This window comes from Escherichia sp. E4385, from assembly GCF_963883145.1.
In the GTDB taxonomy this organism is placed as follows: domain Bacteria; phylum Pseudomonadota; class Gammaproteobacteria; order Enterobacterales; family Enterobacteriaceae; genus Escherichia.
In genome coordinates this window covers 25,449-47,298 of sequence record NZ_CAWOOJ010000018.1, presented here as the reverse complement: position 1 = coordinate 47,298, position 21,850 = coordinate 25,449, and the positions used below count along the sequence as shown (strand labels likewise).

Sequence of the window (21,850 nt, the reverse complement as noted above, 5' to 3'; positions counted from 1 at the left end):
TCCGCACTACGGGATTAATTCTCCAGTAAATGCATTATTTGTCTGGTAACGGCAATTTGTTTTGCACGTTCATAATTTCATTTGTCAACTATAAACGAACGAGGAAATAACGATGAGTAAGAAACTGATTGCCTTATGTGCCTGCCCAATGGGCCTGGCTCACACCTTTATGGCCGCCCAGGCGCTGGAAGAAGCGGCAGTGGAAGCCGGCTATGAAGTGAAAATTGAAACCCAGGGCGCGGACGGCATCCAGAACCGCCTGACGGCGCAGGATATCGCCGAAGCGACCATCATCATTCATTCCGTGGCAGTAACACCAGAAGATAACGAGCGTTTCGAATCACGCGACGTTTATGAAATCACTTTGCAGGACGCAATTAAAAACGCTGCGGGCATCATCAAAGAAATCGAAGAGATGATTGCCGCTGAACAACAGTAATATTCGACAGGGATAATTATTATGGCCATTAAAAAACGCAGTGCAACCGTTGTGCCTGGCGCATCCGGTGCGGCAGCGGCAGTTAAGAATCCGCAGGCCTCTAAAACCAGCTTCTGGGGTGAACTCCCGCAGCATGTGATGTCAGGGATTTCACGCATGGTGCCGACCTTAATTATGGGCGGTGTGATCCTCGCTTTCAGCCAGCTGATTGCCTATAGCTGGCTTAAAATTCCCGCAGACATCGGCATTATGGATGCTCTTAATAGTGGGAAATTTTCCGGTTTCGACCTCTCCTTACTGAAATTTGCCTGGCTGTCGCAGTCCTTTGGCGGCGTGCTGTTTGGCTTTGCCATTCCGATGTTTGCCGCTTTTGTGGCGAATTCTATTGGCGGCAAACTGGCGTTCCCGGCTGGGTTTATCGGCGGGTTGATGTCTACCCAGCCCACGCAACTGCTGAACTTTGATCCCAGTGCTATGCAGTGGGCGACCTCTTCACCAGTCCCGTCTACCTTCATTGGTGCGCTGATTATTTCTATCGTCGCGGGTTACCTCGTGAAATGGATGAACCAGAAAATCCAGTTACCGGATTTCCTGTTAGCGTTCAAAACCACATTTTTGCTACCGATTCTTTCCGCCATTTTTGTCATGCTGGCGATGTACTACGTGATCACGCCGTTTGGTGGCTGGATCAACGGCGGTATCCGTACCGTGCTGACCGCTGCTGGTGAGAAGGGCGCGCTGATGTACGCAATGGGCATTGCTGCGGCGACTGCAATCGACTTGGGTGGTCCAATCAACAAAGCAGCTGGTTTCGTCGCCTTCAGCTTTACCACTGACCATGTATTACCAGTCACCGCACGTTCTATCGCTATTGTTATTCCGCCGATTGGTCTGGGTCTGGCGACCATTATCGATCGTCGCTTAACTGGCAAACGCCTGTTTAATGCCCAGCTTTATCCGCAGGGTAAAACCGCGATGTTCCTGGCGTTTATGGGGATCAGTGAAGGTGCGATTCCGTTTGCGCTGGAAAGCCCCATCACCGCTATTCCGTCCTATATGGTTGGCGCGATTGTCGGTTCCACTGCTGCTGTCTGGCTGGGCGCAGTGCAATGGTTCCCGGAATCCGCTATCTGGGCGTGGCCGCTGGTCACTAATCTGGGCGTCTATATGGCGGGGATCGCGCTGGGAGCAATCATTACTGCGCTGATGGTGGTGTTCCTGCGTCTGATGATGTTCCGCAAAGGCAAATTGTTAATCGATAGCCTGTAAGAAGGAAAAATCCAGATGACATTACTCGCTTCGCTGCGCGACTGGCTTAAGGCGCAACAACTGGATGCGGTGCTCCTTTCCTCACGGCAGAACAAACAGCCGCATCTGGGGATCTCCACCGGATCAGGTTATGTGGTGATTAGCCGTGAAAGTGCGCACATTCTGGTGGACTCGCGCTATTACGCGGATGTAGAAGCCCGCACGCAAGGTTACCAGCTGCATTTGCTCGACGCGATGCACACGCTTGCCACCATCGTCAGGCAAATCATTGCCGATGAGCAGTTGCAAACGCTCGGTTTTGAAGGCCAGCAGGTGAGTTGGGAAACCGCGCACCGCTGGAAGTCTGAACTCAATGCGAAGCTGGTAAGCGCCACGCCGGATGTGCTGCGGCAAATCAAAACGCCAGAGGAGGTGGAGAAAATCCGCCTCGCCTGTGGGATTGCCGATCGTGGCGCAGAGCATATTCGCCGCTTTATTCAGGCGGGGATGAGCGAATGCGAGATAGCCGCTGAACTGGAGTGGTTTATGCGCCAGCAGGGCGCAGAAAAAGCCTCTTTTGACACCATTGTCGCCAGCGGCTGGCGTGGGGCGCTGCCGCACGGTAAAGCCAGCGACAAGATTGTTGCAGCAGGCGAGTTTGTCACTCTCGATTTCGGTGCGCTGTATCAGGGTTACTGCTCTGATATGACGCGCACCTTGCTGGTGAATGGCGAAGGGGTGAGCGCCGAATCTCACCCGCTGTTTGACGTGTATCAGATTGTCCTGCAAGCACAGCTGGCGGCAATCTCCGCGATTCGCCCCGGCGTGCGCTGCCAACAGGTTGACGATGCCGCGCGCCGGGTCATTACAGAAGCCGGTTATGGCGACTATTTTGGTCACAACACCGGTCATGCTATCGGCATTGAAGTACATGAAGATCCGCGCTTTTCACCGCGGGACACCACGACGCTACAGCCAGGCATGTTACTGACCGTGGAGCCGGGGATTTATTTGCCAGGGCAAGGGGGCGTGCGCATCGAAGATGTTGTGCTGGTCACCCCGCAAGGCGCAGAAGTGCTCTACGCCATGCCGAAAACAGTGTTGCTCACGGGAGAGGCATAATGGATTTATCGCTATTGAAAGCGTTGAGCGAGGCAGATGCGATCGCCTCGTCGGAACAGGAAGTGCGGCAGATCCTGCTGGATGAAGCGGATCGCCTGCAAAAAGAAGTGCGATTTGACGGCCTGGGATCGGTGCTGATCCGCCTCAATGAATCGACAGGTCCGAAAGTGATGATCTGCGCCCATATGGATGAAGTGGGATTTATGGTGCGCAGCGTCTCCCGCGAAGGGGCGATTGATGTGCTGCCAGTTGGCAATGTGCGCATGGCTGCCCGCCAGCTGCAGTCGGTGCGCATCACTACCCGTGAAGAGTGCAAAATTCCCGGTCTGCTTGATGGCGAGCGGCAGGGGAATGATGTCAGCGCCATGCGCGTGGACATTGGCGCGCGCTCGTATGACGAAGTGATGCAGGCAGGAATTCGTCCAGGCGATCGCGTCACGTTTGATACTACTTTTCAGGTTCTCCCCCACCAGCGGGTGATGGGGAAAGCCTTTGATGACCGCCTCGGTTGCTATCTGCTGGTGACGTTACTGCGCGAACTGCACGACGCCGAATTGCCTGCGGAAGTGTGGCTGGTGGCAAGTTCCAGCGAAGAGGTGGGATTACGCGGCGGGCAAACTGCCACCCGCGCGGTGTCGCCGGATGTCGCCATTGTGCTTGATACCGCCTGCTGGGCGAAAAACTTTGATTATGGCGCGGCTAACCATCGCCAGATTGGTAACGGGCCGATGCTGGTGTTAAGCGACAAGTCACTGATTGCGCCGCCAAAACTTACCGTCTGGATCGAAACCGTGGCGGCAGAAATTGGCGTGCCGTTACAGGCGGATATGTTCAGTAACGGCGGCACGGACGGTGGAGCGGTGCACTTAACCGGTACTGGCATACCCACAGTGGTGATGGGGCCAGCAACCCGCCATGGACATTGCGCCGCATCGATTGCCGACTGCCGCGACATTTTGCAGATGCAGCAGCTTTTATCTGCCCTTATTCAACGTCTTACCCGTGAGACGGTTGTTCAACTGACGGATTTCAGATGATCTCCTGATTAACCCGGAGCGGTTATGTTAACGATTCAATTTCTCTGTCCTTTACCTAACGGTCTACATGCTCGTCCGGCGTGGGAACTTAAAGAGCAGTGCAGCCACTGGCAAAGCGAAATCACCTTCATCAACCATCGCCAGAACGCGAAGGCGGATGCCAAAAGTTCGCTGGCGCTGATTGGCACCGGCACATTATTTAATGACAGTTGCAGCCTGAACATTAGCGGCAGCGATGAAGAGCAGGCGCGGCGCGTGCTGGAAGAGTACATCCAGGTGCGCTTTATCGACAGCGACAGCGTCCAGCCGACGCAGGCAGAACTGACGGCGCACCCGCTGCCGCGTTCATTAAGCCGCCTGAACCCTGATTTACTGTACGGCAATGTGCTGGCAAGCGGCGTCGGCGTGGGTACGCTGACCCTGTTACAGAGCAACAGCCTCGACAGTTATCGGGCAATCCCGGCCAGTGCGCAAGACTCCACCTGGCTGGAACACAGCCTGGCAACGCTTGCCGAGCAACTGAACCAGCAGTTGCGCGAGCGTGACGGCGAAAGCAAAACCATCCTCAGCGCCCATTTGTCGCTGATTCAGGATGATGAATTTGCAGGGAATATCCGTCGCCTGATGGCAGAACAGCATCAGGGGCTGGGAGCGGCGATCATCAGCAATATGGAGCAGGTTTGCGCCAAACTTTCTGCCTCTGCCAGCGATTATCTGCGCGAGCGGGTCAGCGACATTCGTGATATCAGCGAACAGTTGCTGCATATCACCTGGCCGGAACTGAAGCCGCGTAATAATCTGGTGCTCGAAAAACCGACCATTCTGGTGGCTGAAGATTTAACCCCAAGCCAGTTTTTGAGCCTCGATTTGAAAAATCTTGCAGGCATGATTCTGGAGAAAACTGGGCGCACCTCGCATACTCTGATTCTGGCCCGCGCCTCGGCGATCCCGGTTTTGAGCGGCCTGCCGCTGGATGCCATTGCCCGTTATGCCGAACAACCGGCGGTGCTTGACGCCCAATGTGGCGTGCTGGCGGTAAATCCTGATGACGCGGTGAGCGGTTATTATCAGGTTGCGCAGACGCTGGCGGATAAACGTCAGCAGCAACAGGCGCAGGCCGCCGCGCAGCTGGCCTATTCTCGTGATAACAAGCGTATTGATATTGCGGCGAATATTGGCACTGCTCTGGAAGCACCAGGCGCGTTTGCTAACGGCGCGGAAGGCGTCGGGCTGTTTCGTACCGAAATGCTCTATATGGATCGTGACAGCGCGCCGGACGAGCAGGAGCAATTTGAAGCCTACCAGCAGGTGCTACTGGCAGCGGGCGACAAACCGATTATCTTCCGCACGATGGACATCGGCGGCGATAAAAGCATTCCTTATCTGAATATTCCCCAGGAAGAGAACCCGTTCCTCGGCTATCGCGCGGTACGTATTTACCCGGAATTTGCTGGCCTGTTCCGCACTCAACTGCGGGCGATTTTGCGCGCTGCCAGTTTCGGCAACGCCCAGTTGATGATCCCGATGGTCCACAGCCTTGATCAGATCTTATGGGTGAAAGGCGAGATCCAAAAAGCGATCGTTGAGCTTAAGCGCGATGGCCTGCGTCATGCAGAGACGATTACGCTTGGGATCATGGTGGAAGTGCCGTCGGTGTGCTACATCATCGATCACTTCTGCGATGAGGTCGATTTCTTCAGTATCGGCTCCAACGATATGACCCAGTATCTGTATGCAGTCGATCGTAATAACCCGCGCGTATCGCCGCTATATAACCCGATTACGCCATCGTTTCTACGCATGTTGCAGCAGATAGTTACCACTGCGCATCAGCGGGGCAAATGGGTAGGTATTTGCGGTGAACTGGGCGGTGAAAGCCGTTATCTGCCGCTTCTGCTTGGGCTGGACCTGGACGAGTTAAGCATGAGTAGCCCACGAATTCCGGCGGTGAAAAGCCAGCTTCGTCAACTGGATAGCGAGGCGTGTCGGGAACTGGCGCGTCAGGCATGTGAATGCCGCAGCGCGCAGGAAATTGAAGCGTTACTCACCGCGTTTACGCCGGAAGAAGACGTTCGCCCACTGCTGGCGCTGGAGAATATCTTCGTTGATCAGGACTTTAGCAATAAAGAGCAGGCGATTCAGTTCCTGTGCGGTAACCTTGGTGTCAACGGGCGTACTGAGCATCCGTTCGAGCTGGAAGAAGATGTCTGGCAGCGAGAAGAGATTGTTACTACTGGCGTTGGTTTTGGTGTGGCAATCCCGCATACCAAATCGCAGTGGATCCGCCATTCCAGTATTAGCATTGCCCGACTGGTGAAACCGGTTGACTGGCAGTCAGAGATGGGCGATGTCGAACTGGTGATCATGCTGACGCTGGGCGCTAACGAAGGGATGAATCATGTGAAAGTCTTCTCGCAGCTGGCGCGTAAACTGGTGAATAAAAACTTCCGCCAGTCGCTTTTCGCCGCAAGTGATGCGCAAAGCATCCTGACGCTGCTGGAAACGGAAATAACCTTCTAAACTTAGCCCTGAAAACGGGCGCTGTACTCTCCCGGCGTCAGACCAAACTGACGCCGGAAAACGCGACAAAAATAGTCGCTATCCGGAAACCCGCAACGCTGCGCCACTTCATGAATCGACAGATGATATTTTTGCAAAATCATCCTCGCTTTTGCCATCCGTACCCAGCGAACATACTCGATAAAACGCATCGTCCCATGCTGCGCAAACAGTTTTGACAGATGATTGGGCGTGATATTAAAAAACTGCGCCACACTCTCGCGGGTGAGTGGTTGGGCGTAGTTATCCTGAACCCAGTTACAAATGCTGTGGTAGAGAAAATCGCCGCGCGGTTGCGAATTGCCCGGTGGCATGTTGACCACGTTGCGGCAAAGATGCAGCAAACTTAACACCAGTGGCTGAATGATACTCTGCTCCAGCGGCGAACGGCTGAGATGGGTGAGGGCGGTGAGCATCGCTTCACCTTCGCCGCGTTGCAGGCTGGGAAGTTGGATCTGGCGAACCGGATGCAACAACGACGTTGTGCGGCTATCGTAAAACGATAACCCCAGCCAGGTCGGCGCAAACACCAGGCTTAACAGCATTACCGGTTTGTGGTTGACCGGTAAATTAGCCGCGCGCGCCGGAATAAACAGCATTTCTCCTTCCACCATACGCTGCTGCTTTGCTTCCAGCAGATTGCCATATTCGCCGCGCAGCACAATATCCAGTCGGGGAAAATCAATACACAAACTGCCTACCGGCAGTGAGGCGGGCAGGCAGGCAAACCAGACGCGCCCCAGTAGTTGCGGGTTAAGCACCAGGCCGCTGAACAGATCGGCGAAAAATTGTTGATCGGCGGGCAAGCCTGCTGCTTTCATGAAAGTTCCCGATTACAGATGCATTAACTGGCGGAATTCTTTAACTTTGCTGCGGCTGACTGGCACTTCAAAATCCAGATCTTTCAGCCGCAGAATATAGGTATTATTAAACCACGGTTCTATCTCGCGGATTTTGTTCAGGTTGACGCAAAACGAGCGATGGCAGCGGAAAAAGTGCGACGACGGCAGTTTGCTGCAAAACTCGGTGATGTTCATTGGCATCACATAAGATTCACGCCGCGTATAGACAAAGGTCATTTTCTCGTGCGCTTCGGCGTAGTAGATATCATTGACCGGCGTCACGATGAGGCGTTCATCTTTCACCAGATTGATGGTGTCATTCTCACGCGTTAACGGCACAGTGGGCGTACTGCTGGTTTGTTGCTGCTGCCAGGCGGCTTCCAGCTTTTGCAGCATCCCGGTAATCCGTGACTCCTGATACGGTTTGAGAATGTAGTCAAACGCCTCCAGTTCAAACGCTTCCACCGCATGTTCTTTCCATGCGGTGATAAACACAATAAACGGCTTATGGGCGAACTGGCTGATGTTTTGTGCCAGCAGCACGCCATCCAGCGACGGAATATTGATATCCAGAAAAATGGCGTCGACGCGGTTATGCTGCAAAAACTTCAACACGTCCAGACCGTCGTCAAAGGTGCCTACAATCTCCATCTGGCTGTGCTCTTTAATAAGCCAGCTAAGTTCCTGTTGTGCCAGGAATTCGTCTTCAACAATGATGACTTTCACAATATCACTCCGGCTCAAAGCAATAACGTAGCCTGTGAGGCGACAGGGGTGCGTTGGTTAGGAATGTAAAACGCAATTTCCGTTCCTGGTTCCAGGCGGCGGATATGCAGCCCCTCGCCATATAACAACTTCACGCGATGATGCACATTCAGCAGACCGATTTTATTGCCCGGCATTTCATTCGCTTCGACCCGCTCAATCACCTTTGGATCGATGCCATGCCCGGTATCTCTTACCGCAATACGGACCCGATTACCGCACTCCGCAACGCTGATGGTGACAACCCCTTTTCCCTTGCAAGGCTGAATACCGTGGACAATGGCGTTCTCCACTAACGGCTGGATCAGCAGACTGGGAATACAGCAATTCACCTCTTCATCAATATCATAGATAACCGTCAGCTTGTCGCCAAAGCGGGCCTGCTCAATGGCGATATAGTCTTTAATTTGGTACAGCTCTTTTTTGATATCAATTTGCTCATCGTCTTTTAATTCAATGTTATAGCGCAGATAGCGCGACAAATTAAAGATTAGCTGGCGAGCAGTGTCTGGATTCAGACGAATCGACGATGAAATAGCGTTCAGAGCGTTAAACAGAAAATGGGGATTAATTTTGCTTTGCAGGGCGCGAAGCTCTGCCTTATTTGCCATTTCCCGTAGCTGCTCGGCGCGAGAAACCTCCAGTTGGGTAGAGATGATTTGCGACAAACCGACCGCCATTTCCTGTAATGATGACGTAATCTGGTGCGCGTGGCAGTAGTAAATTTTCAGTGTTCCGGTCACCACGCCTTTCTCCCACAATGGGATCACCAGCATGGAATGAATCTCTGGTGTGCGGTGGGCTTCATCATTGTTTTTAATAATGATTTTCCCGTAATTCATCGCCTGGCGGGTAGTCGGGCTAATGAAGTCATCGCCATTCTGATAGTTGTGTTCGCCCACGCCGACATACGCCAGCACATGATCGGTATTGGTGATTGCTACCGCGTCAGCGTGAATGTCATCGCGGATAATTTCGCAAACTTTACGTAATGATTCGCTATTCACATGGCGAAACAGCGGCAGGGTTTTATTGGCGATATCCAGCGCCAGCTTGGCCTGGCGCGCGGCACTGGCTTCTTTTTCTCCCTCAACGCTTTGTACCAGCAGCACAATAAAGCCGATACAGACACTGCCGAGGATCATCGGGATACCGATTTTGGAGACGATATCCAGCCCCAGCTCAGTGGTCGGCGCCCAGACAATCACCAGAATCATGGTCAACGTTTCACAGAGCATGCCGCCGAGAATACCGACGCGCCAACGCTGCGCTTTAGGGATTTTCAGGTTGATCCAACCAGAGATGCATCCCGCCAGAATACTGGTGATAAAGCAGGGGATAGCCGTCACGCCGCCGATATCAATTAAATAACGATGAATACCCGCGATTACCCCGGTAATAATGCCTACCCATGGGCCAAACAGAATCCCGCCCGACATCACCGCAATAATACGCACGTTAACCAGCGAACCTTCCACCGGTACGCCGGACCAGGTGCTGAACAAGGCGAACATCGAGAAAATGGCGGTAACAGCGAGTAGCTCTTTCGCTGAGTGAGCCGACTTGTGCAACAGCTCGCGAAACAGGCGAATACGAATGAGGAAAAACAGGCAGATAAGCATTAGCGCTGCCCGATCGAAGACCGCCAGCAGCATGTTGAATATTTCGTGCACGGGTGACTCTGAATAAGGTTTAAACCTCTATGATAGGTAACCTGAAGGCTGATGACCAGTGCGCTACTTTTGAGGAAAAACCACAAATTTAAAAGGGGATTGAAAGCTAAATGGTGTACTGGCAATACATCTCTTGTCAGCATCAAGCTAATCGGTAAATTTATTGAAATTATATTGTTAATATAATGGGTGGTAATTTTCTTGTTGGCGAATCTGACTTTCCTGTTTTTAAGCTTTTGTTCCTCTTTTTTCGCATTAATAAAAATTTTCCAAAACGCTGGACAGACAGAAATTAATCAGGCTATTTTCAAAACAGCCACCATCGTGGCAGCGTCGCTCGGACGGTCCGGGCGCTAACGTTAATCTGAGGAAATTATGGCTGACACTCGCCCTGAACGTCGCTTTACGCGCATTGATCGTCTCCCGCCCTACGTTTTTAACATTACCGCTGAACTGAAGATGGCTGCGCGTCGTCGCGGCGAAGATATTATCGATTTCAGTATGGGCAACCCGGACGGCGCGACCCCGCCGCATATTGTCGAGAAATTATGCACAGTGGCCCAGCGCCCGGATACGCACGGCTACTCCACTTCACGCGGCATTCCGCGGTTACGTCGCGCGATTTCCCGTTGGTATCAGGATCGCTATGACGTTGAGATCGACCCGGAATCAGAAGCTATCGTGACCATTGGCTCGAAAGAGGGGCTGGCGCACCTGATGCTGGCGACGCTGGATCACGGTGACACCGTGCTGGTGCCGAATCCAAGCTACCCGATTCATATTTACGGCGCGGTGATTGCCGGGGCGCAGGTACGTTCAGTGCCGCTGGTGGAAGGTGTCGATTTTTTCAACGAACTGGAACGCGCTATTCGTGAAAGTTATCCGAAACCGAAGATGATGATCCTTGGCTTCCCGTCAAACCCAACCGCGCAATGCGTAGAACTGGAGTTCTTCGAAAAAGTAGTGGCGCTGGCGAAACGCTACGATGTGCTGGTGGTCCATGACCTGGCCTATGCGGATATCGTCTACGATGGCTGGAAAGCTCCGTCAATCATGCAGGTGCCGGGCGCACGTGACGTAGCGGTCGAGTTCTTTACGCTGTCGAAAAGCTACAATATGGCGGGCTGGCGTATCGGCTTTATGGTCGGCAATAAAACACTGGTCAGCGCGTTGGCGCGCATCAAAAGCTATCACGATTACGGCACCTTTACGCCATTACAGGTTGCCGCCATCGCGGCGCTGGAAGGCGATCAGCAGTGTGTGCGTGATATTGCCGAACAGTACAAACGCCGCCGCGATGTGCTGGTAAAAGGGCTGCATGAAGCGGGCTGGATGGTTGAAATGCCGAAAGCCTCGATGTATGTCTGGGCGAAAATCCCGGAACCGTATGCGGCAATGGGCTCGCTGGAATTTGCCAAGAAGCTGCTTAACGAAGCGAAGGTTTGTGTCTCACCCGGCATCGGCTTTGGCGACTACGGCGACACGCATGTCCGCTTTGCGCTGATTGAAAACCGCGACCGTATTCGTCAGGCGATTCGTGGGATTAAAGCGATGTTCCGCGCTGACGGCTTACTGCCCGTCAGCAGCAAACATATTCACGAAAACGCGGAATAAACACCATCGCCAGAAATGCAAACAGGAGCCTGATGGCTCCTGTTTTTCGTTTCGCAGTTAACTTTTAGATCATCAGGGCAAAAGTACCGGCCCAAACGATGACCATAAAAGAAATGCCCATAAAGAAATATTTCACTTTACATCTCTCCGCGTAATTACTGTTACGCCTGAATGACTTCATTACACCTGTTACAGTGAGCTGACACCCGCGGGCATCACCTCAGAATTCTGAGCATATTGGCTCGAGACGGCGCTAATGTACGCCTAAAACTAAATCGAAACAAGTGGCATTTTCTTATTTACTTTTAGTAACTTACGAGTGTCGCATATCGGCGACAGATTGATTTCTGGAAGTAATAATTCACGATTCAGCGAAGGGAAAAATCTTAAGAAAAAAGCCATAAAAACCATGATGTTATTATGGCTTATCTGAGGAGGGAAAAAGCCTGGGTTATTTGTTAAACGTATAACGAGGCTTCACCCACCGGACGCGTTTTGAAGCGGCGATGGATCCAGAGATACTGCTCTGGTGCACGCATAATCTCTTTCTCAATAATTTTGTTCATATAGGCCGCGGCCTGAATTTCATCAGCCGGATAGCCTTCAATTTCTGGCGTAATAAACAGACGGTAACCGCTATAATCGGTTTTTCGTACCATCGTCACAGTTAGCATAGCTGCGCCAGAGAGGCGAGAGAGAACGTAGGTGCCATTGGTTGTAGCAACATTTTCTACCGCAAAGAACGGCGCGAAGGAGCTACCTTTACGACCATAATCCTGGTCAGGAGCAAACCATACGGCTTCACCTTTTTTCAGCGCACTGACAATGCCGCGCAGATTATTTCTACCGATCATCGCTTTATTGGAACGCATGCGACCACGGGTCTGTACCCATTCCATCAGTTGATTATTATGCGGACGGTAAGTTGCCATCATCGGTTGGCAAAGCCCCATTACGCGGCCACCCAACTCCAGCGACATAAAGTGCACACCGACAACCATCACGCCACGATTTTGCATTTGCGCGCGTTGCAGGTTATCCAGCCCTTCGACATCAAACCATTTACGCACGCGAAGATCTGGCCAGAACCACGCCATTCCGGTTTCTACCAACGCCATTCCAAGCGAGCGAAAGTTGTCAGTAATCATCTTCTCGCGCTCTTCGGAGGAAAGCAGCGGGAAGCAAAGCTCAAGGTTTTTGCGGGCGATGGATTCGCGACGTTTCAAGAACGGTCTGGCCATTGTGCCGATACGCGTGCCAAGAAAGCACAGAACAGGGTAAGGAAGTTGTACCCAAAGCCAGAGTACGCCAAGACCAAACCACGTCAGCCAGTAGCGAGGATGCAGGAACTCGCGGGAAAATTTGCATTGTGGAAACATAGTTACCTTCTGTAGATACGAATTGTTGTATCGCAGAAGATTCCATGTCTACAGCGGTACACTCAATTGATTGGGCCATCATGTACGACAATGGTTCCTGTAAAGAGTGTAAAGACTAGTCAGGACATAACCACGAGGAGCATGAATGCGGTATTTCTATTTTATCACTAGCTGATTATTTTCAGCTACTGATTATTTATTACTCAAGTGAATATTTTTCAGTGATTTATAGTCATATCGATAATATATTGTTTTTATTGATATTTTGCTGAAATTGCCAGTGGTTAAGAATTGTCTTACTATTGGAGTAATTGAAGTAACACGTTTTTTAGCACGGCAGGAGGTTGAGCTATGATTTATTTATGGATGTTTCTCGCCCTGTGTATCGTCTGCGTTAGCGGATATATCGGTCAGGTATTAAATGTAGTTTCTGCTGTTTCTTCATTCTTCGGCATGGTCATCCTTGCCGCACTCATTTATTTCTCCACGATGTGGTTAACCAGTGGCAATGAGTTGGTCACGGGAATATTTATGTTTCTTGCACCAGCCTGCGGATTGATGATTCGCTTTATGGTGGGGTATGGAAGGCGGTAATCAAGACGTTAACATGGTGTCCCCTGCAGGAATCGAACCTGCAATTAGCCCTTAGGAGGGGCTCGTTATATCCATTTAACTAAGAGGACAGCGCGGCATGAGTATACCCGCTAATGGACTGCGGGGTAAGTACACTGCCGCTCGATTGCTTAAACGCTCGCCAATCATGCCGGATTTTTATCATTTTTCTTAATGTTTTCCGCACGTTCTGCTTTCTGACGTGCTTCTTCTTTTCGCTTATTGCCCATGTCGTTGCGAATTTGCGCATGACTCATCAACGCGAAGATAAAGGTGCCGCCACAGATGTTTCCCGCCAGAGTGGGTAGCGCAAATGGCCAGACAAAATCGCTCCAGTGTAGTGTGCCGTTAAACACCAGATAGAGGATCTCTACGGAACCGACAACGATATGAGTGGTGTCTCCCAGGGCGATAAGCCAGGTCATCAAAATAATCACTACTATTTTTGCCGCACCCGCCGCCGGAAACATCCATACCATAGTAGCTATTAGCCAGCCGGAAATGATCGCATTGGCAAACATCTCGCTGGGCGAGTTCTTCATCACATCCATGCCGATTTTGACAAACGCATCGCGGGTTTCTTCATCAAAAATAGGCATATACTCAAAAGCCCACGCCGCAATACCCGTTCCCAGAATATTACCTAACAGAACAACGCCCCAAAGTCGTAGCAATAAACCGACATTGCCCATTGTCGGTTTTTGCATTACGGGTAGTACCGCTGTCACGGTGTTCTCAGTAAATAATTGCTGGCGCGCCATAATAACGATAATAAAACCAAAGGTATAACCGAGATTCTCCAGCAAGAAACTCCCTGGCACGCCTTCCAGTTCGACATGAAATATCCCTTTTGCCAGTAGCGATGCCCCCATCGACAGACCTGCTGCAATAGCTGACCACAGTAGCGCCATTGCGTCGCGTTCCAGCTCTTTTTCGCCGTCCTGACGAATATGTTCGTGGATAGCCATTGCCCGGGAAGGGAGCCGATCTTCATCTATTTCAATTTTTTTTCCGCGCTCTTTTTCTTCACTCTCGACTTCAATTTCGTCGCTGTGTTTATCAATTTTATCGTTATCCATGGTGAGTTCTCTTGATTAGCACGTATGGCTAAAGCGTAGCGGCTTTTTTGCTCGCAACTGGCGGGAGTTACTCTGAAAATGTATAAAAGGCCGCGTTTGCCTTTTTCTGTTTCTATAGAATCAAGTAGCCTACAGGGCGGTGATTACCAGGCTATGATCAAATCAGCAAAACAGGGCGTATGGACATCATTTGGCGTGCTGTTACAATCGCCCACACCTAAACAGGCGGATACGGTATCGTTCCGTCATGGATGGCAAACTGCATAAGCCATAAAAAAAACAGGGAGACATTTATGAAGCTTCGCCTGTCGGCGCTTGCTCTGGGAACTACGCTTCTGGTGGGGTGTGCGAGTTCCGGAACAGATCAGCAAGGGCGTTCTGACCCGTTAGAAGGGTTCAACCGCACCATGTACAATTTTAACTTCAATGTGTTAGACCCGTATGTGGTTCGACCGGTGGCTGTCGTGTGGCGTGATTATGTTCCGCAACCGGCACGTAATGGGTTAAGCAACTTTACTGGCAACCTTGAAGAACCTGCAGTGATGGTTAACTACTTCCTGCAGGGCGACCCTTATCAGGGGATGGTCCACTTTACCCGCTTTTTCCTGAACACTATTTTGGGGATGGGCGGTTTTATTGATGTTGCTGGGATGGCGAATCCGAAACTGCAACGAACGGAACCTCACCGTTTTGGTAGCACGCTCGGTCACTATGGCGTGGGGTATGGGCCTTATGTTCAGTTACCGTTCTACGGTAGCTTCACGCTGCGTGATGACGGCGGTGATATGGCTGATGGCCTCTATCCAGTGCTTTCGTGGTTGACCTGGCCGATGTCGGTAGGTAAATGGACGCTTGAAGGTATCGAAACGCGTGCGCAACTGCTGGATTCTGATGGCCTGCTTCGTCAGTCGTCCGATCCTTACGTCATGGTGCGCGAGGCGTACTTCCAGCGTCATGATTTCATCGCCAATGGCGGAGAACTCAAACCGCAGGAAAACCCGAATGCGCAAGCGATTCAGGATGATTTAAAAGATATCGATTCTGAATAAGAAGCCAATAAAAAAGGTGAGTTGAAAAACTCACCTTTTTTGTTATTAAACTAACGTGTTATTAGAACGCGTAGTTAAAGTTAGTACCGAACAGCCAGGCTTTACCTTCAGACTCGAAGGAATAAGCTGCCGCTCCTTCACCTTCGGTGAATTTCACTTTCTGACCATGCATATAAGATGCGCCAACGTCAATGGATGCATCTTCATTAAATGCGTAGGTTAACCCAGCACTTAACCACAAACGATCCTGGTCAGGAATGGAAATAGAACGTTTATCTGCCGGAACCGGGCTGTCGTCATAAGCGATACCGGTACGGAAGGTCCAGTTTTTATCGTAATAGTAGGTTGTACCCAACGCGATACGATATGCGTCCCGGAATCCTTCATCTTTATAGAACAGAGTCTGACCACTATCGCCTTTCGCTTTCAGTTCCTGGAACTGGCTCCAACTGGTATAGGCCATGCTGTAGTGAATTGCCCACTGCGGCGCAACACGGTTATAACCAGAAATCTCCCACATCTCAGGTAAATTCAGCGTCAGGGACCCATTTTGAGTTGCACCCATCGTGCCATATGGTAAGCCCATGTTACCCAAAATATTGTTCAGATTTGGGTTAATGGAGCTTTTGTAATCCCCTTCGAAGTCGATTTTAACTTCTGAACGATATGTCAGGCCCCAACGGTTATCTTTATCCAGTTCATAAAGAATACCCGCGTTCCAGCCAAAGCCCCATTCGTCACCTTTCAGATGAGCAATTTGAGAGTCCGGAGTATTAATACCATTGGTTAATGAAGCGGGTACACCCTGGGCAATCAACTGTTGAGACAACAAAGGCCCCAGCGAACCTGCGTAACGCTCAATTTTTGCCTTGGCATAAACAGCATCAAAACCAAGACCAAAACTCCAGCTATTGTTAAGGCGATAAGCCCCGCTAAGGTTAAGGTTGATTGTCTGCAGATCGGTTTTACCGCCATAGATACCAGCAGCGTAGTTATCGGTAAATTCCGTAGCCAGGCCGTAGTTGGAAGTTATTGACGCTCCCCAACCAAACTGATCGTTAATAGGCGCGACAAAGTGCAGGTTAGGTACCCACGCTGTCGGCGCGATATTTTTAGCATTTGCACTCTGACCGGTTAAATTAGAATGTCCGGTAATATCTACATCCGGGTCAATATAAACCGCGCCCGCTGAAAAAGTTGGGCGGTCAAACATGGTAATCAACGCGGGGTTACGGCTGACGTTACCGGCATCATCGGCAATTGCGCCTTCCCCTGAATAAGCCCGGCCCAGGCCAGAGGAAGAAAATTCGTTTAACTGAAAGCCTGCCGACCAGGCCTGGGTGGAGATAAGTGCCACTGCGACTGCGAGAGCAGACTTTGTAAACAGGGTTTTCTGGCTCATGACCATAACCTCAATAATTTATTTTTATACAAACTATGTTACGTGCTGTAACAGGAGCGCGAAGTGTAGGGTCTGATGTACATCTTAGAAATCAGACCAGTGGCGAGAGTATAGGTCGGACCAGATGGAATGTTGCAAGTATGTTTCTATGTTTTTTCAAATATGATCTAAGAAACGCGATCCAGCTGGCAAAATTTAGAGGTGGCGCACTCATGGATTCGGGTGAATTTTGTTTTAGATCATTTTTAAGTGTGATTTCGGTCACTTATCCGATTTTGCAGAATTAACAACTGGAGTGGCACTTTTCAGAAGCGTAAAATATCCGCAACGTTTATCTGGCACCTTAGGTGCACATACAGAGGAAATCAACGATGAGTAAATGTAGTGCTGATGAAACCCCGGTTTGCTGCTGTATGGATGTTGGCACCATTATGGACAACTCCGACTGCACCGCGTCTTATAGCCGCGTGTTTGCAAACCGCGCAGAAGCAGAACAAACGCTGGCGGCGCTGACTGAAAAAGCCCGTAGCGTGGAATCCGAACCGTGCAAAATCACCCCGACTTTCACTGAAGAGTCTGACGGTGTGCGCCTGGATATCGATTTCACTTTTGCCTGCGAAGCTGAAATGCTGATCTTCCAGCTGGGTCTGCGTTAATTCCTCTCGGGTACGTACGCCCCTGTCAGTTGCTGGCAGGGGCGTTTTCTTTTCTTTCTCCTGTCTTCACTGTGTCATAGCTCCCACTTTCCCTTTTCTCTGCTTGGCTAAATGTAAAAAAATGGTTAAGACTATGATCAGGTCAGACCACTTTATATCTTTTTTTTACAGGGGAGTGTTATGGGTCAGGTTTTACCGCTGATTACCCGTCAGGGCGATCGTATCGCCATTGTTAGCGGGTTACGTACGCCTTTTGCCCGCCAGGCGACGGCTTTTCATGGCATTCCTGCTGTTGATTTGGGGAAGATGGTTGTGGGCGAATTGCTGGCACGCAGCGAAATTCCCGCAGAAGTGATTGAGCAACTGGTCTTCGGTCAGGTTGTGCAAATGCCGGAAGCGCCCAACATTGCGCGTGAAATTGTTCTCGGCACTGGAATGAATGTGCATACCGATGCTTACAGCGTCAGCCGCGCTTGCGCTACCAGTTTCCAGGCGGTTGCAAACGTCGCAGAAAGCCTGATGGCGGGAACTATTCGAGCGGGGATTGCCGGCGGGGCAGATTCCTCTTCTGTATTGCCAATTGGCGTCAGTAAAAAACTGGCGCGCGTGCTGGTTGATGTCAACAAAGCACGAACCATGAGCCAGCGCCTGAAACTTTTTTCTCGCTTACGTTTGCGTGACTTAATGCCGGTGCCTCCGGCAGTGGCGGAATACTCCACTGGATTACGGATGGGCGACACCGCCGAACAAATGGCGAAAACATACGGCATCACCCGTGAACAGCAAGATGCGTTGGCCCACCGTTCGCATCAACGTGCCGCCCAGGCGTGGTCAGAAGGTAAATTAAAAGAAGAAGTCATGACCGCTTATATCCCGCCTTATAAACAGCCTCTTGCGGAAGATAATAATATTCGCGGCAACTCCACGCTTGCCGATTACGCAAAGCTGCGCCCGGCGTTTGATCGCAAACACGGAACGGTAACGGCGGCAAACAGTACGCCGCTGACCGATGGCGCGGCAGCGGTGATCCTGATGACTGAATCCCGGGCGAAAGAATTAGGGCTGGTGCCGCTGGGATATCTGCGCAGCTACGCATTTACCGCTATTGATGTCTGGCAGGACATGCTGCTCGGTCCGGCCTGGTCAACACCGCTGGCGCTGGAACGCGCGGGTTTGACAATGGCCGATCTGACGTTGATTGATATGCACGAAGCGTTTGCCGCCCAGACGTTGGCCAATATTCAGTTGCTTGGCAGCGAACGTTTTGCTCGCGACGTATTGGGGCGTGCACATGCCACTGGCGAAGTTGACGATAGCAAATTTAACGTGCTTGGCGGCTCGATTGCTTATGGTCATCCCTTTGCGGCTACCGGCGCGCGGATGATTACTCAGACCTTACATGAACTGCGGCGTCGCGGCGGTGGGTTTGGTTTGGTGACTGCCTGTGCCGCTGGTGGGCTTGGCGCGGCAATGATTGTGGAGGCGGAATAATGGAAATGGCATCAGCGTTTACCCTCAATGTCCGTCTGGACAACATTGCCGTTATCACCATTGATGTTCCTGGCGAGAAAATGAATACCCTGAAGGCGGAATTTGCCTCGCAGGTGCGCGCCATTATTAAGCAACTCCGTGAAAACAAAGAGTTGCGCGGCGTGGTGTTTGTCTCCGCTAAACCAGATAACTTCATTGCTGGCGCAGATATCAACATGATCGGCAACTGCAAAACGGCGCAAGAAGCGGAGGCACTGGCGCGGCAGGGCCAACAGTTGATGGCGGAGATTCATGCTCTTCCTGTTCCGGTTATTGCCGCTATTCACGGCGCTTGTCTGGGGGGCGGGCTGGAGCTGGCGCTGGCATGTCATGGCCGCGTGTGTACTGACGATCCTAAAACTGTGCTCGGTTTGCCGGAAGTTCAGCTTGGATTATTGCCAGGTTCAGGCGGAACTCAGCGTTTGCCACGCCTGACAGGTGTCAGCACAGCATTAGAGATGATCCTCACCGGAAAACAACTTCGGGCGAAACAGGCATTAAAGTTGGGGCTGGTGGAGGACGTCGTTCCGCACTCCATTTTGCTGGAAGCCGCAGTTGAGCTGGCAAAGCAGGATCGTCCATCTTCCCGCCCTCTACCTGTACGCGAGCGTATTCTGGCGGGGCCGTTAGGTCGTGCATTGTTGTTCAAAATGGTAGGCAAGAAAACAGAGCAAAAAACACAGGGTAACTATCCAGCGACAAAACGCATTCTTGACGTTATTGAAACCGGTTTAGCGCAGGGGACCAGCAGTGGCTATGACGCCGAAGCTCGGGCGTTTGGTGAACTGGCGATGACACCGCAATCGCAGGCGCTGCGCAATATCTTTTTTGCCAGTACTGAAGTGAAGAAAGATCCCGGCAGTGATGCTCCTCCTGCGCTATTAAACAGCGTGGGGATTTTAGGCGGCGGGTTGATGGGCGGTGGAATTGCCTACGTTACTGCCTGTAAAGCGGGTCTGCCGGTAAGAATTAAAGATATCAATGCCCAGGGCATAAATCATGCGCTGAAATACAGTTGGGATCAGCTGGAGGGTAAAGTGCGCCGTCGTCATCTCAAAGCCAGCGAACGCGACAAGCAACTGGCATTAATCTCCGGAACGACGGACTATCGCGGCTTTGCCCATCGCGATCTGATTATTGAAGCGGTGTTTGAAAATCTCGAATTAAAACAACAGATGGTGGCGGAAGTGGAGCAAAATTGCGCTTCTCATACCATTTTTGCCTCGAACACGTCCTCTTTACCGATTAGCGATATCGCCGCTCACGCCACGCGACCAGAGCAAGTTATCGGCCTGCATTTCTTCAGCCCGGTGGAAAAAATGCCGCTGGTGGAAATCATCCCTCATGCGGGGACATCGGCTAAAACCATCGCCACCACGGTAAAACTGGCGAAAAAACAGGGCAAAACGCCGATTGTGGTAAAGGATAAAGCTGGGTTTTATGTCAATCGCATCTTAGCGCCGTATATTAATGAAGCTATCCGTATGTTGACCGAAGGCGAACGTGTTGAGCACATTGATGCTGCGCTGGTGAAATTTGGTTTTCCGGTGGGGCCAATCCAACTTTTGGATGAGGTAGGAATTGATACCGGGACTAAAATTATTCCTGTACTGGAAGCAACTTATGGAGAACGTTTTAGCGCGCCTGCAAATGTTGTTTCTTCAATTTTGAATGATGATCGCAAAGGCAGAAAAAATGGCCGAGGTTTCTATCTTTATGGCCAAAAAGGGCGTAAAAGCAAAAAACAGGTCGATCCCGCCATTTACCCGCTAATTGGTGTACAAGGGCAGGGGCGACTCTCCGCACCGCAGGTTGCTGAACGGTGTGTGATGTTGATGCTGAATGAAGCAGTACGTTGTCTGGACGAGCAGGTTATCCGAAGTGTGCGTGACGGGGATATTGGCGCGGTATTTGGAATAGGCTTCCCGCCGTTTCTTGGTGGCCCGTTCCGATATATCGATGCTCTCGGCGCGGGGGAAGTCGTTGCAACAATGCAACGACTGGCCACGCAGTATGGTTCTCGTTTTACCCCTTGCGAGCGTTTATTAGAGATGAGCGAGCGCGGGGAAAGTTTTTGGAAAACAAGTGCAACTGACCCTCAATAAAAGGGTCAAAGCTATATGAATCCGCGCTGAATGGCGGAGTGTTGGTCAAAATGCAAACGCATGTTGACTATACTTGCGCCATTGAGGTAAAAAACAGCGTTTCATTCGGTGAATGGATAAGGCACAATGCCGGCCACCGTCTCGTTTCTCTGGTTTCAGATGAAACAAGACGGGCGAATCTGGTTAACAAAAGCGGTGCAATATGCAAGTTTTTATCATGCGTCACGGCGACGCAGCCCTCGATGCCGCCAGTGATTCGGTTCGTCCTCTGACCACTAACGGTTGTGACGAATCTCGCCTGATGGCGAACTGGCTGAAAGGTCAAAAAGTGGAAGTCGAACGTGTTCTGGTGAGCCCGTTCCTGCGAGCCGAGCAAACACTGGAGGAAGTAGGGGATTGTATGAACCTGCCTTCCAACGTGGAAGTTCTGCCGGAGTTGACGCCCTGCGGCGATGTAGGGCTGGTCAGTGCATATTTACAGGCGCTGACCAACGAAGGTGTCGCTTCGGTACTGGTTATCTCCCACTTACCATTAGTCGGGTACCTGGTTGCCGAGTTATGTCCGGGCGAAACGCCGCCTATGTTTACCACTTCGGCCATTGCCAGCGTAACGCTTGATGAGAGCGGAAAAGGCGAGTTCAACTGGCAGATGAGCCCGTGTAATTTGAAAATGGCAAAAGCAATCTGATGTGATCGTAAAGTGCCCGATGGCGCAAGCTATCGGGCCTGAATTGTTCAT

At 51.2% G+C, this 21,850-nt stretch carries 19 protein-coding genes and 1 tRNA gene; 12 read left to right on the top strand and 8 right to left on the bottom strand.

Features of this window, described 5'->3' with window-relative positions; all coding sequences use genetic code 11:
* Positions 1-112: 112 nt before the first annotated feature.
* Genes AACS80_RS18380 through ptsP form a run of 5 tightly spaced genes read left to right on the top strand, consistent with a single transcriptional unit; the run spans position 113 to position 6,366 of the window.
* The gene (locus tag AACS80_RS18380) at positions 113-439 is read left to right on the top strand and encodes a PTS fructose transporter subunit IIB (protein ID WP_000038455.1); all 327 of its coding nucleotides are present in this window, start codon (positions 113-115) and stop codon (positions 437-439) included.
* A 21-nt stretch (positions 440-460) separates the two neighbouring features.
* A complete protein-coding gene (locus AACS80_RS18375; protein WP_135410229.1) occupies positions 461-1,708 on the top strand; it encodes a PTS fructose transporter subunit IIC in 1,248 nt (415 codons plus the stop codon).
* A 15-nt stretch (positions 1,709-1,723) separates the two neighbouring features.
* Positions 1,724-2,809 carry an aminopeptidase gene (gene ypdF, locus AACS80_RS18370; protein ID WP_135410228.1) on the top strand — a complete coding sequence of 362 codons (1,086 nt, stop codon included), beginning with the start codon at positions 1,724-1,726 and terminating at the stop codon, positions 2,807-2,809.
* Positions 2,809-3,846 carry an aminopeptidase gene (gene ypdE / locus AACS80_RS18365; RefSeq protein WP_130216886.1) on the top strand — a complete coding sequence of 346 codons (1,038 nt, stop codon included), beginning with the start codon at positions 2,809-2,811 and terminating at the stop codon, positions 3,844-3,846. Before ypdF ends, ypdE begins: the two co-directional genes overlap by 1 nt.
* 24 nt (positions 3,847-3,870) lie before the next feature.
* A complete protein-coding gene (gene ptsP / locus AACS80_RS18360) occupies positions 3,871-6,366 on the top strand; it encodes a phosphoenolpyruvate--protein phosphotransferase (RefSeq protein WP_135410227.1) in 2,496 nt (831 codons plus the stop codon).
* Between the two features lie 2 nt (positions 6,367-6,368).
* On the opposite strand, the gene AACS80_RS18355 is transcribed toward ptsP, so the two are convergent.
* Genes AACS80_RS18355 through ypdA form a run of 3 tightly spaced genes read right to left on the bottom strand, consistent with a single transcriptional unit; the run spans position 6,369 to position 9,685 of the window.
* Positions 6,369-7,226 (bottom strand): AraC family transcriptional regulator, encoded by an 858-nt coding sequence (locus AACS80_RS18355; protein WP_130216888.1) that lies wholly within the window; start codon positions 7,224-7,226, stop codon positions 6,369-6,371.
* Positions 7,227-7,238: 12 nt separating this feature from the next.
* The gene (ypdB, locus tag AACS80_RS18350; RefSeq protein ID WP_130221968.1) at positions 7,239-7,973 is read right to left on the bottom strand and encodes a two-component system response regulator YpdB; all 735 of its coding nucleotides are present in this window, start codon (positions 7,971-7,973) and stop codon (positions 7,239-7,241) included.
* Between the two features lie 14 nt (positions 7,974-7,987).
* The gene (gene ypdA / locus AACS80_RS18345) at positions 7,988-9,685 is read right to left on the bottom strand and encodes a two-component system sensor histidine kinase YpdA (RefSeq protein ID WP_130207334.1); all 1,698 of its coding nucleotides are present in this window, start codon (positions 9,683-9,685) and stop codon (positions 7,988-7,990) included.
* Between the two features lie 375 nt (positions 9,686-10,060).
* Here ypdA and alaC point away from each other — a divergent pair, with 375 nt between their 5' ends.
* Positions 10,061-11,299 carry an alanine transaminase gene (gene alaC / locus AACS80_RS18340; protein ID WP_001600256.1) on the top strand — a complete coding sequence of 413 codons (1,239 nt, stop codon included), beginning with the start codon at positions 10,061-10,063 and terminating at the stop codon, positions 11,297-11,299.
* 64 nt (positions 11,300-11,363) lie between these two features.
* On the opposite strand, the gene ypdK is transcribed toward alaC, so the two are convergent.
* A complete protein-coding gene (gene ypdK, locus AACS80_RS18335; protein WP_010723117.1) occupies positions 11,364-11,435 on the bottom strand; it encodes a membrane protein YpdK in 72 nt (23 codons plus the stop codon).
* A 322-nt stretch (positions 11,436-11,757) separates the two neighbouring features.
* Positions 11,758-12,678 carry a kdo(2)-lipid IV(A) palmitoleoyltransferase gene (gene lpxP / locus AACS80_RS18330; protein WP_135410226.1) on the bottom strand — a complete coding sequence of 307 codons (921 nt, stop codon included), beginning with the start codon at positions 12,676-12,678 and terminating at the stop codon, positions 11,758-11,760.
* A 351-nt stretch (positions 12,679-13,029) separates the two neighbouring features.
* On the opposite strand from lpxP, the gene AACS80_RS18325 reads away from it, so the two are divergent.
* Positions 13,030-13,272 carry a YfdY family protein gene (locus AACS80_RS18325; protein WP_130260688.1) on the top strand — a complete coding sequence of 81 codons (243 nt, stop codon included), beginning with the start codon at positions 13,030-13,032 and terminating at the stop codon, positions 13,270-13,272.
* Positions 13,273-13,286: 14 nt separating this feature from the next.
* On the opposite strand, the gene AACS80_RS18320 is transcribed toward AACS80_RS18325, so the two are convergent.
* Positions 13,287-13,361 (bottom strand) — tRNA-Arg (locus AACS80_RS18320).
* 75 nt (positions 13,362-13,436) lie between these two features.
* Complete coding sequence (locus tag AACS80_RS18315; protein WP_138158530.1) at positions 13,437-14,369, bottom strand: formate/nitrite transporter family protein; 933 nt, start codon at positions 14,367-14,369, stop codon at positions 13,437-13,439.
* Positions 14,370-14,662: 293 nt separating this feature from the next.
* Here AACS80_RS18315 and mlaA point away from each other — a divergent pair, with 293 nt between their 5' ends.
* Positions 14,663-15,418, top strand: coding sequence for a phospholipid-binding lipoprotein MlaA (gene mlaA / locus AACS80_RS18310; RefSeq protein ID WP_130207304.1), 756 nt, complete (start codon positions 14,663-14,665; stop codon positions 15,416-15,418).
* 61 nt (positions 15,419-15,479) lie between these two features.
* On the opposite strand, the gene fadL is transcribed toward mlaA, so the two are convergent.
* Positions 15,480-16,820: a long-chain fatty acid transporter FadL gene (gene fadL / locus AACS80_RS18305; protein ID WP_024212665.1), complete on the bottom strand. Its 1,341-nt coding sequence runs from the start codon at positions 16,818-16,820 to the stop codon at positions 15,480-15,482.
* 371 nt (positions 16,821-17,191) lie between these two features.
* Here fadL and AACS80_RS18300 point away from each other — a divergent pair, with 371 nt between their 5' ends.
* From AACS80_RS18300 to sixA, 4 genes are all read left to right on the top strand, one after another.
* On the top strand, positions 17,192-17,476 hold the full coding sequence (locus AACS80_RS18300) for a YfcZ/YiiS family protein (RefSeq protein ID WP_001296261.1): 285 nt from the start codon (positions 17,192-17,194) through the stop codon (positions 17,474-17,476).
* A 180-nt stretch (positions 17,477-17,656) separates the two neighbouring features.
* A complete protein-coding gene (gene fadI / locus AACS80_RS18295) occupies positions 17,657-18,967 on the top strand; it encodes an acetyl-CoA C-acyltransferase FadI (protein WP_138183912.1) in 1,311 nt (436 codons plus the stop codon).
* The gene (gene fadJ / locus AACS80_RS18290) at positions 18,967-21,111 is read left to right on the top strand and encodes a fatty acid oxidation complex subunit alpha FadJ (protein WP_135410225.1); all 2,145 of its coding nucleotides are present in this window, start codon (positions 18,967-18,969) and stop codon (positions 21,109-21,111) included. The genes fadI and fadJ overlap by 1 nt, the downstream gene beginning before the upstream one ends.
* A 202-nt stretch (positions 21,112-21,313) precedes the next feature.
* On the top strand, positions 21,314-21,799 hold the full coding sequence (gene sixA / locus AACS80_RS18285) for a phosphohistidine phosphatase SixA (RefSeq protein WP_130216911.1): 486 nt from the start codon (positions 21,314-21,316) through the stop codon (positions 21,797-21,799).
* Positions 21,800-21,850: the final 51 nt, after the last annotated feature.

Bases quoted from the DNA above. Each gene is read 5' to 3' on its own strand.
- sixA (WP_130216911.1), top strand. From the start codon at position 21,314: ATGCAAGTTTTTATCATGCGTCACGGCGACGCAGCCCTCGATGCCGCC.
- AACS80_RS18375 (WP_135410229.1), top strand. From the start codon at position 461: ATGGCCATTAAAAAACGCAGTGCAACCGTTGTGCCTGGCGCATCCGGT.
- ptsP (WP_135410227.1), top strand. From the start codon at position 3,871: ATGTTAACGATTCAATTTCTCTGTCCTTTACCTAACGGTCTACATGCT.
- AACS80_RS18300 (WP_001296261.1), top strand. From the start codon at position 17,192: ATGAGTAAATGTAGTGCTGATGAAACCCCGGTTTGCTGCTGTATGGAT.
- AACS80_RS18325 (WP_130260688.1), top strand. From the start codon at position 13,030: ATGATTTATTTATGGATGTTTCTCGCCCTGTGTATCGTCTGCGTTAGC.
- AACS80_RS18315 (WP_138158530.1), bottom strand. From the start codon at position 14,369: ATGGATAACGATAAAATTGATAAACACAGCGACGAAATTGAAGTCGAG.
- alaC (WP_001600256.1), top strand. From the start codon at position 10,061: ATGGCTGACACTCGCCCTGAACGTCGCTTTACGCGCATTGATCGTCTC.
- lpxP (WP_135410226.1), bottom strand. From the start codon at position 12,678: ATGTTTCCACAATGCAAATTTTCCCGCGAGTTCCTGCATCCTCGCTAC.
- fadI (WP_138183912.1), top strand. From the start codon at position 17,657: ATGGGTCAGGTTTTACCGCTGATTACCCGTCAGGGCGATCGTATCGCC.
- AACS80_RS18380 (WP_000038455.1), top strand. From the start codon at position 113: ATGAGTAAGAAACTGATTGCCTTATGTGCCTGCCCAATGGGCCTGGCT.
- ypdE (WP_130216886.1), top strand. From the start codon at position 2,809: ATGGATTTATCGCTATTGAAAGCGTTGAGCGAGGCAGATGCGATCGCC.
- fadL (WP_024212665.1), bottom strand. From the start codon at position 16,820: ATGAGCCAGAAAACCCTGTTTACAAAGTCTGCTCTCGCAGTCGCAGTG.
- AACS80_RS18355 (WP_130216888.1), bottom strand. From the start codon at position 7,226: ATGAAAGCAGCAGGCTTGCCCGCCGATCAACAATTTTTCGCCGATCTG.
- mlaA (WP_130207304.1), top strand. From the start codon at position 14,663: ATGAAGCTTCGCCTGTCGGCGCTTGCTCTGGGAACTACGCTTCTGGTG.
- ypdF (WP_135410228.1), top strand. From the start codon at position 1,724: ATGACATTACTCGCTTCGCTGCGCGACTGGCTTAAGGCGCAACAACTG.
- fadJ (WP_135410225.1), top strand. From the start codon at position 18,967: ATGGAAATGGCATCAGCGTTTACCCTCAATGTCCGTCTGGACAACATT.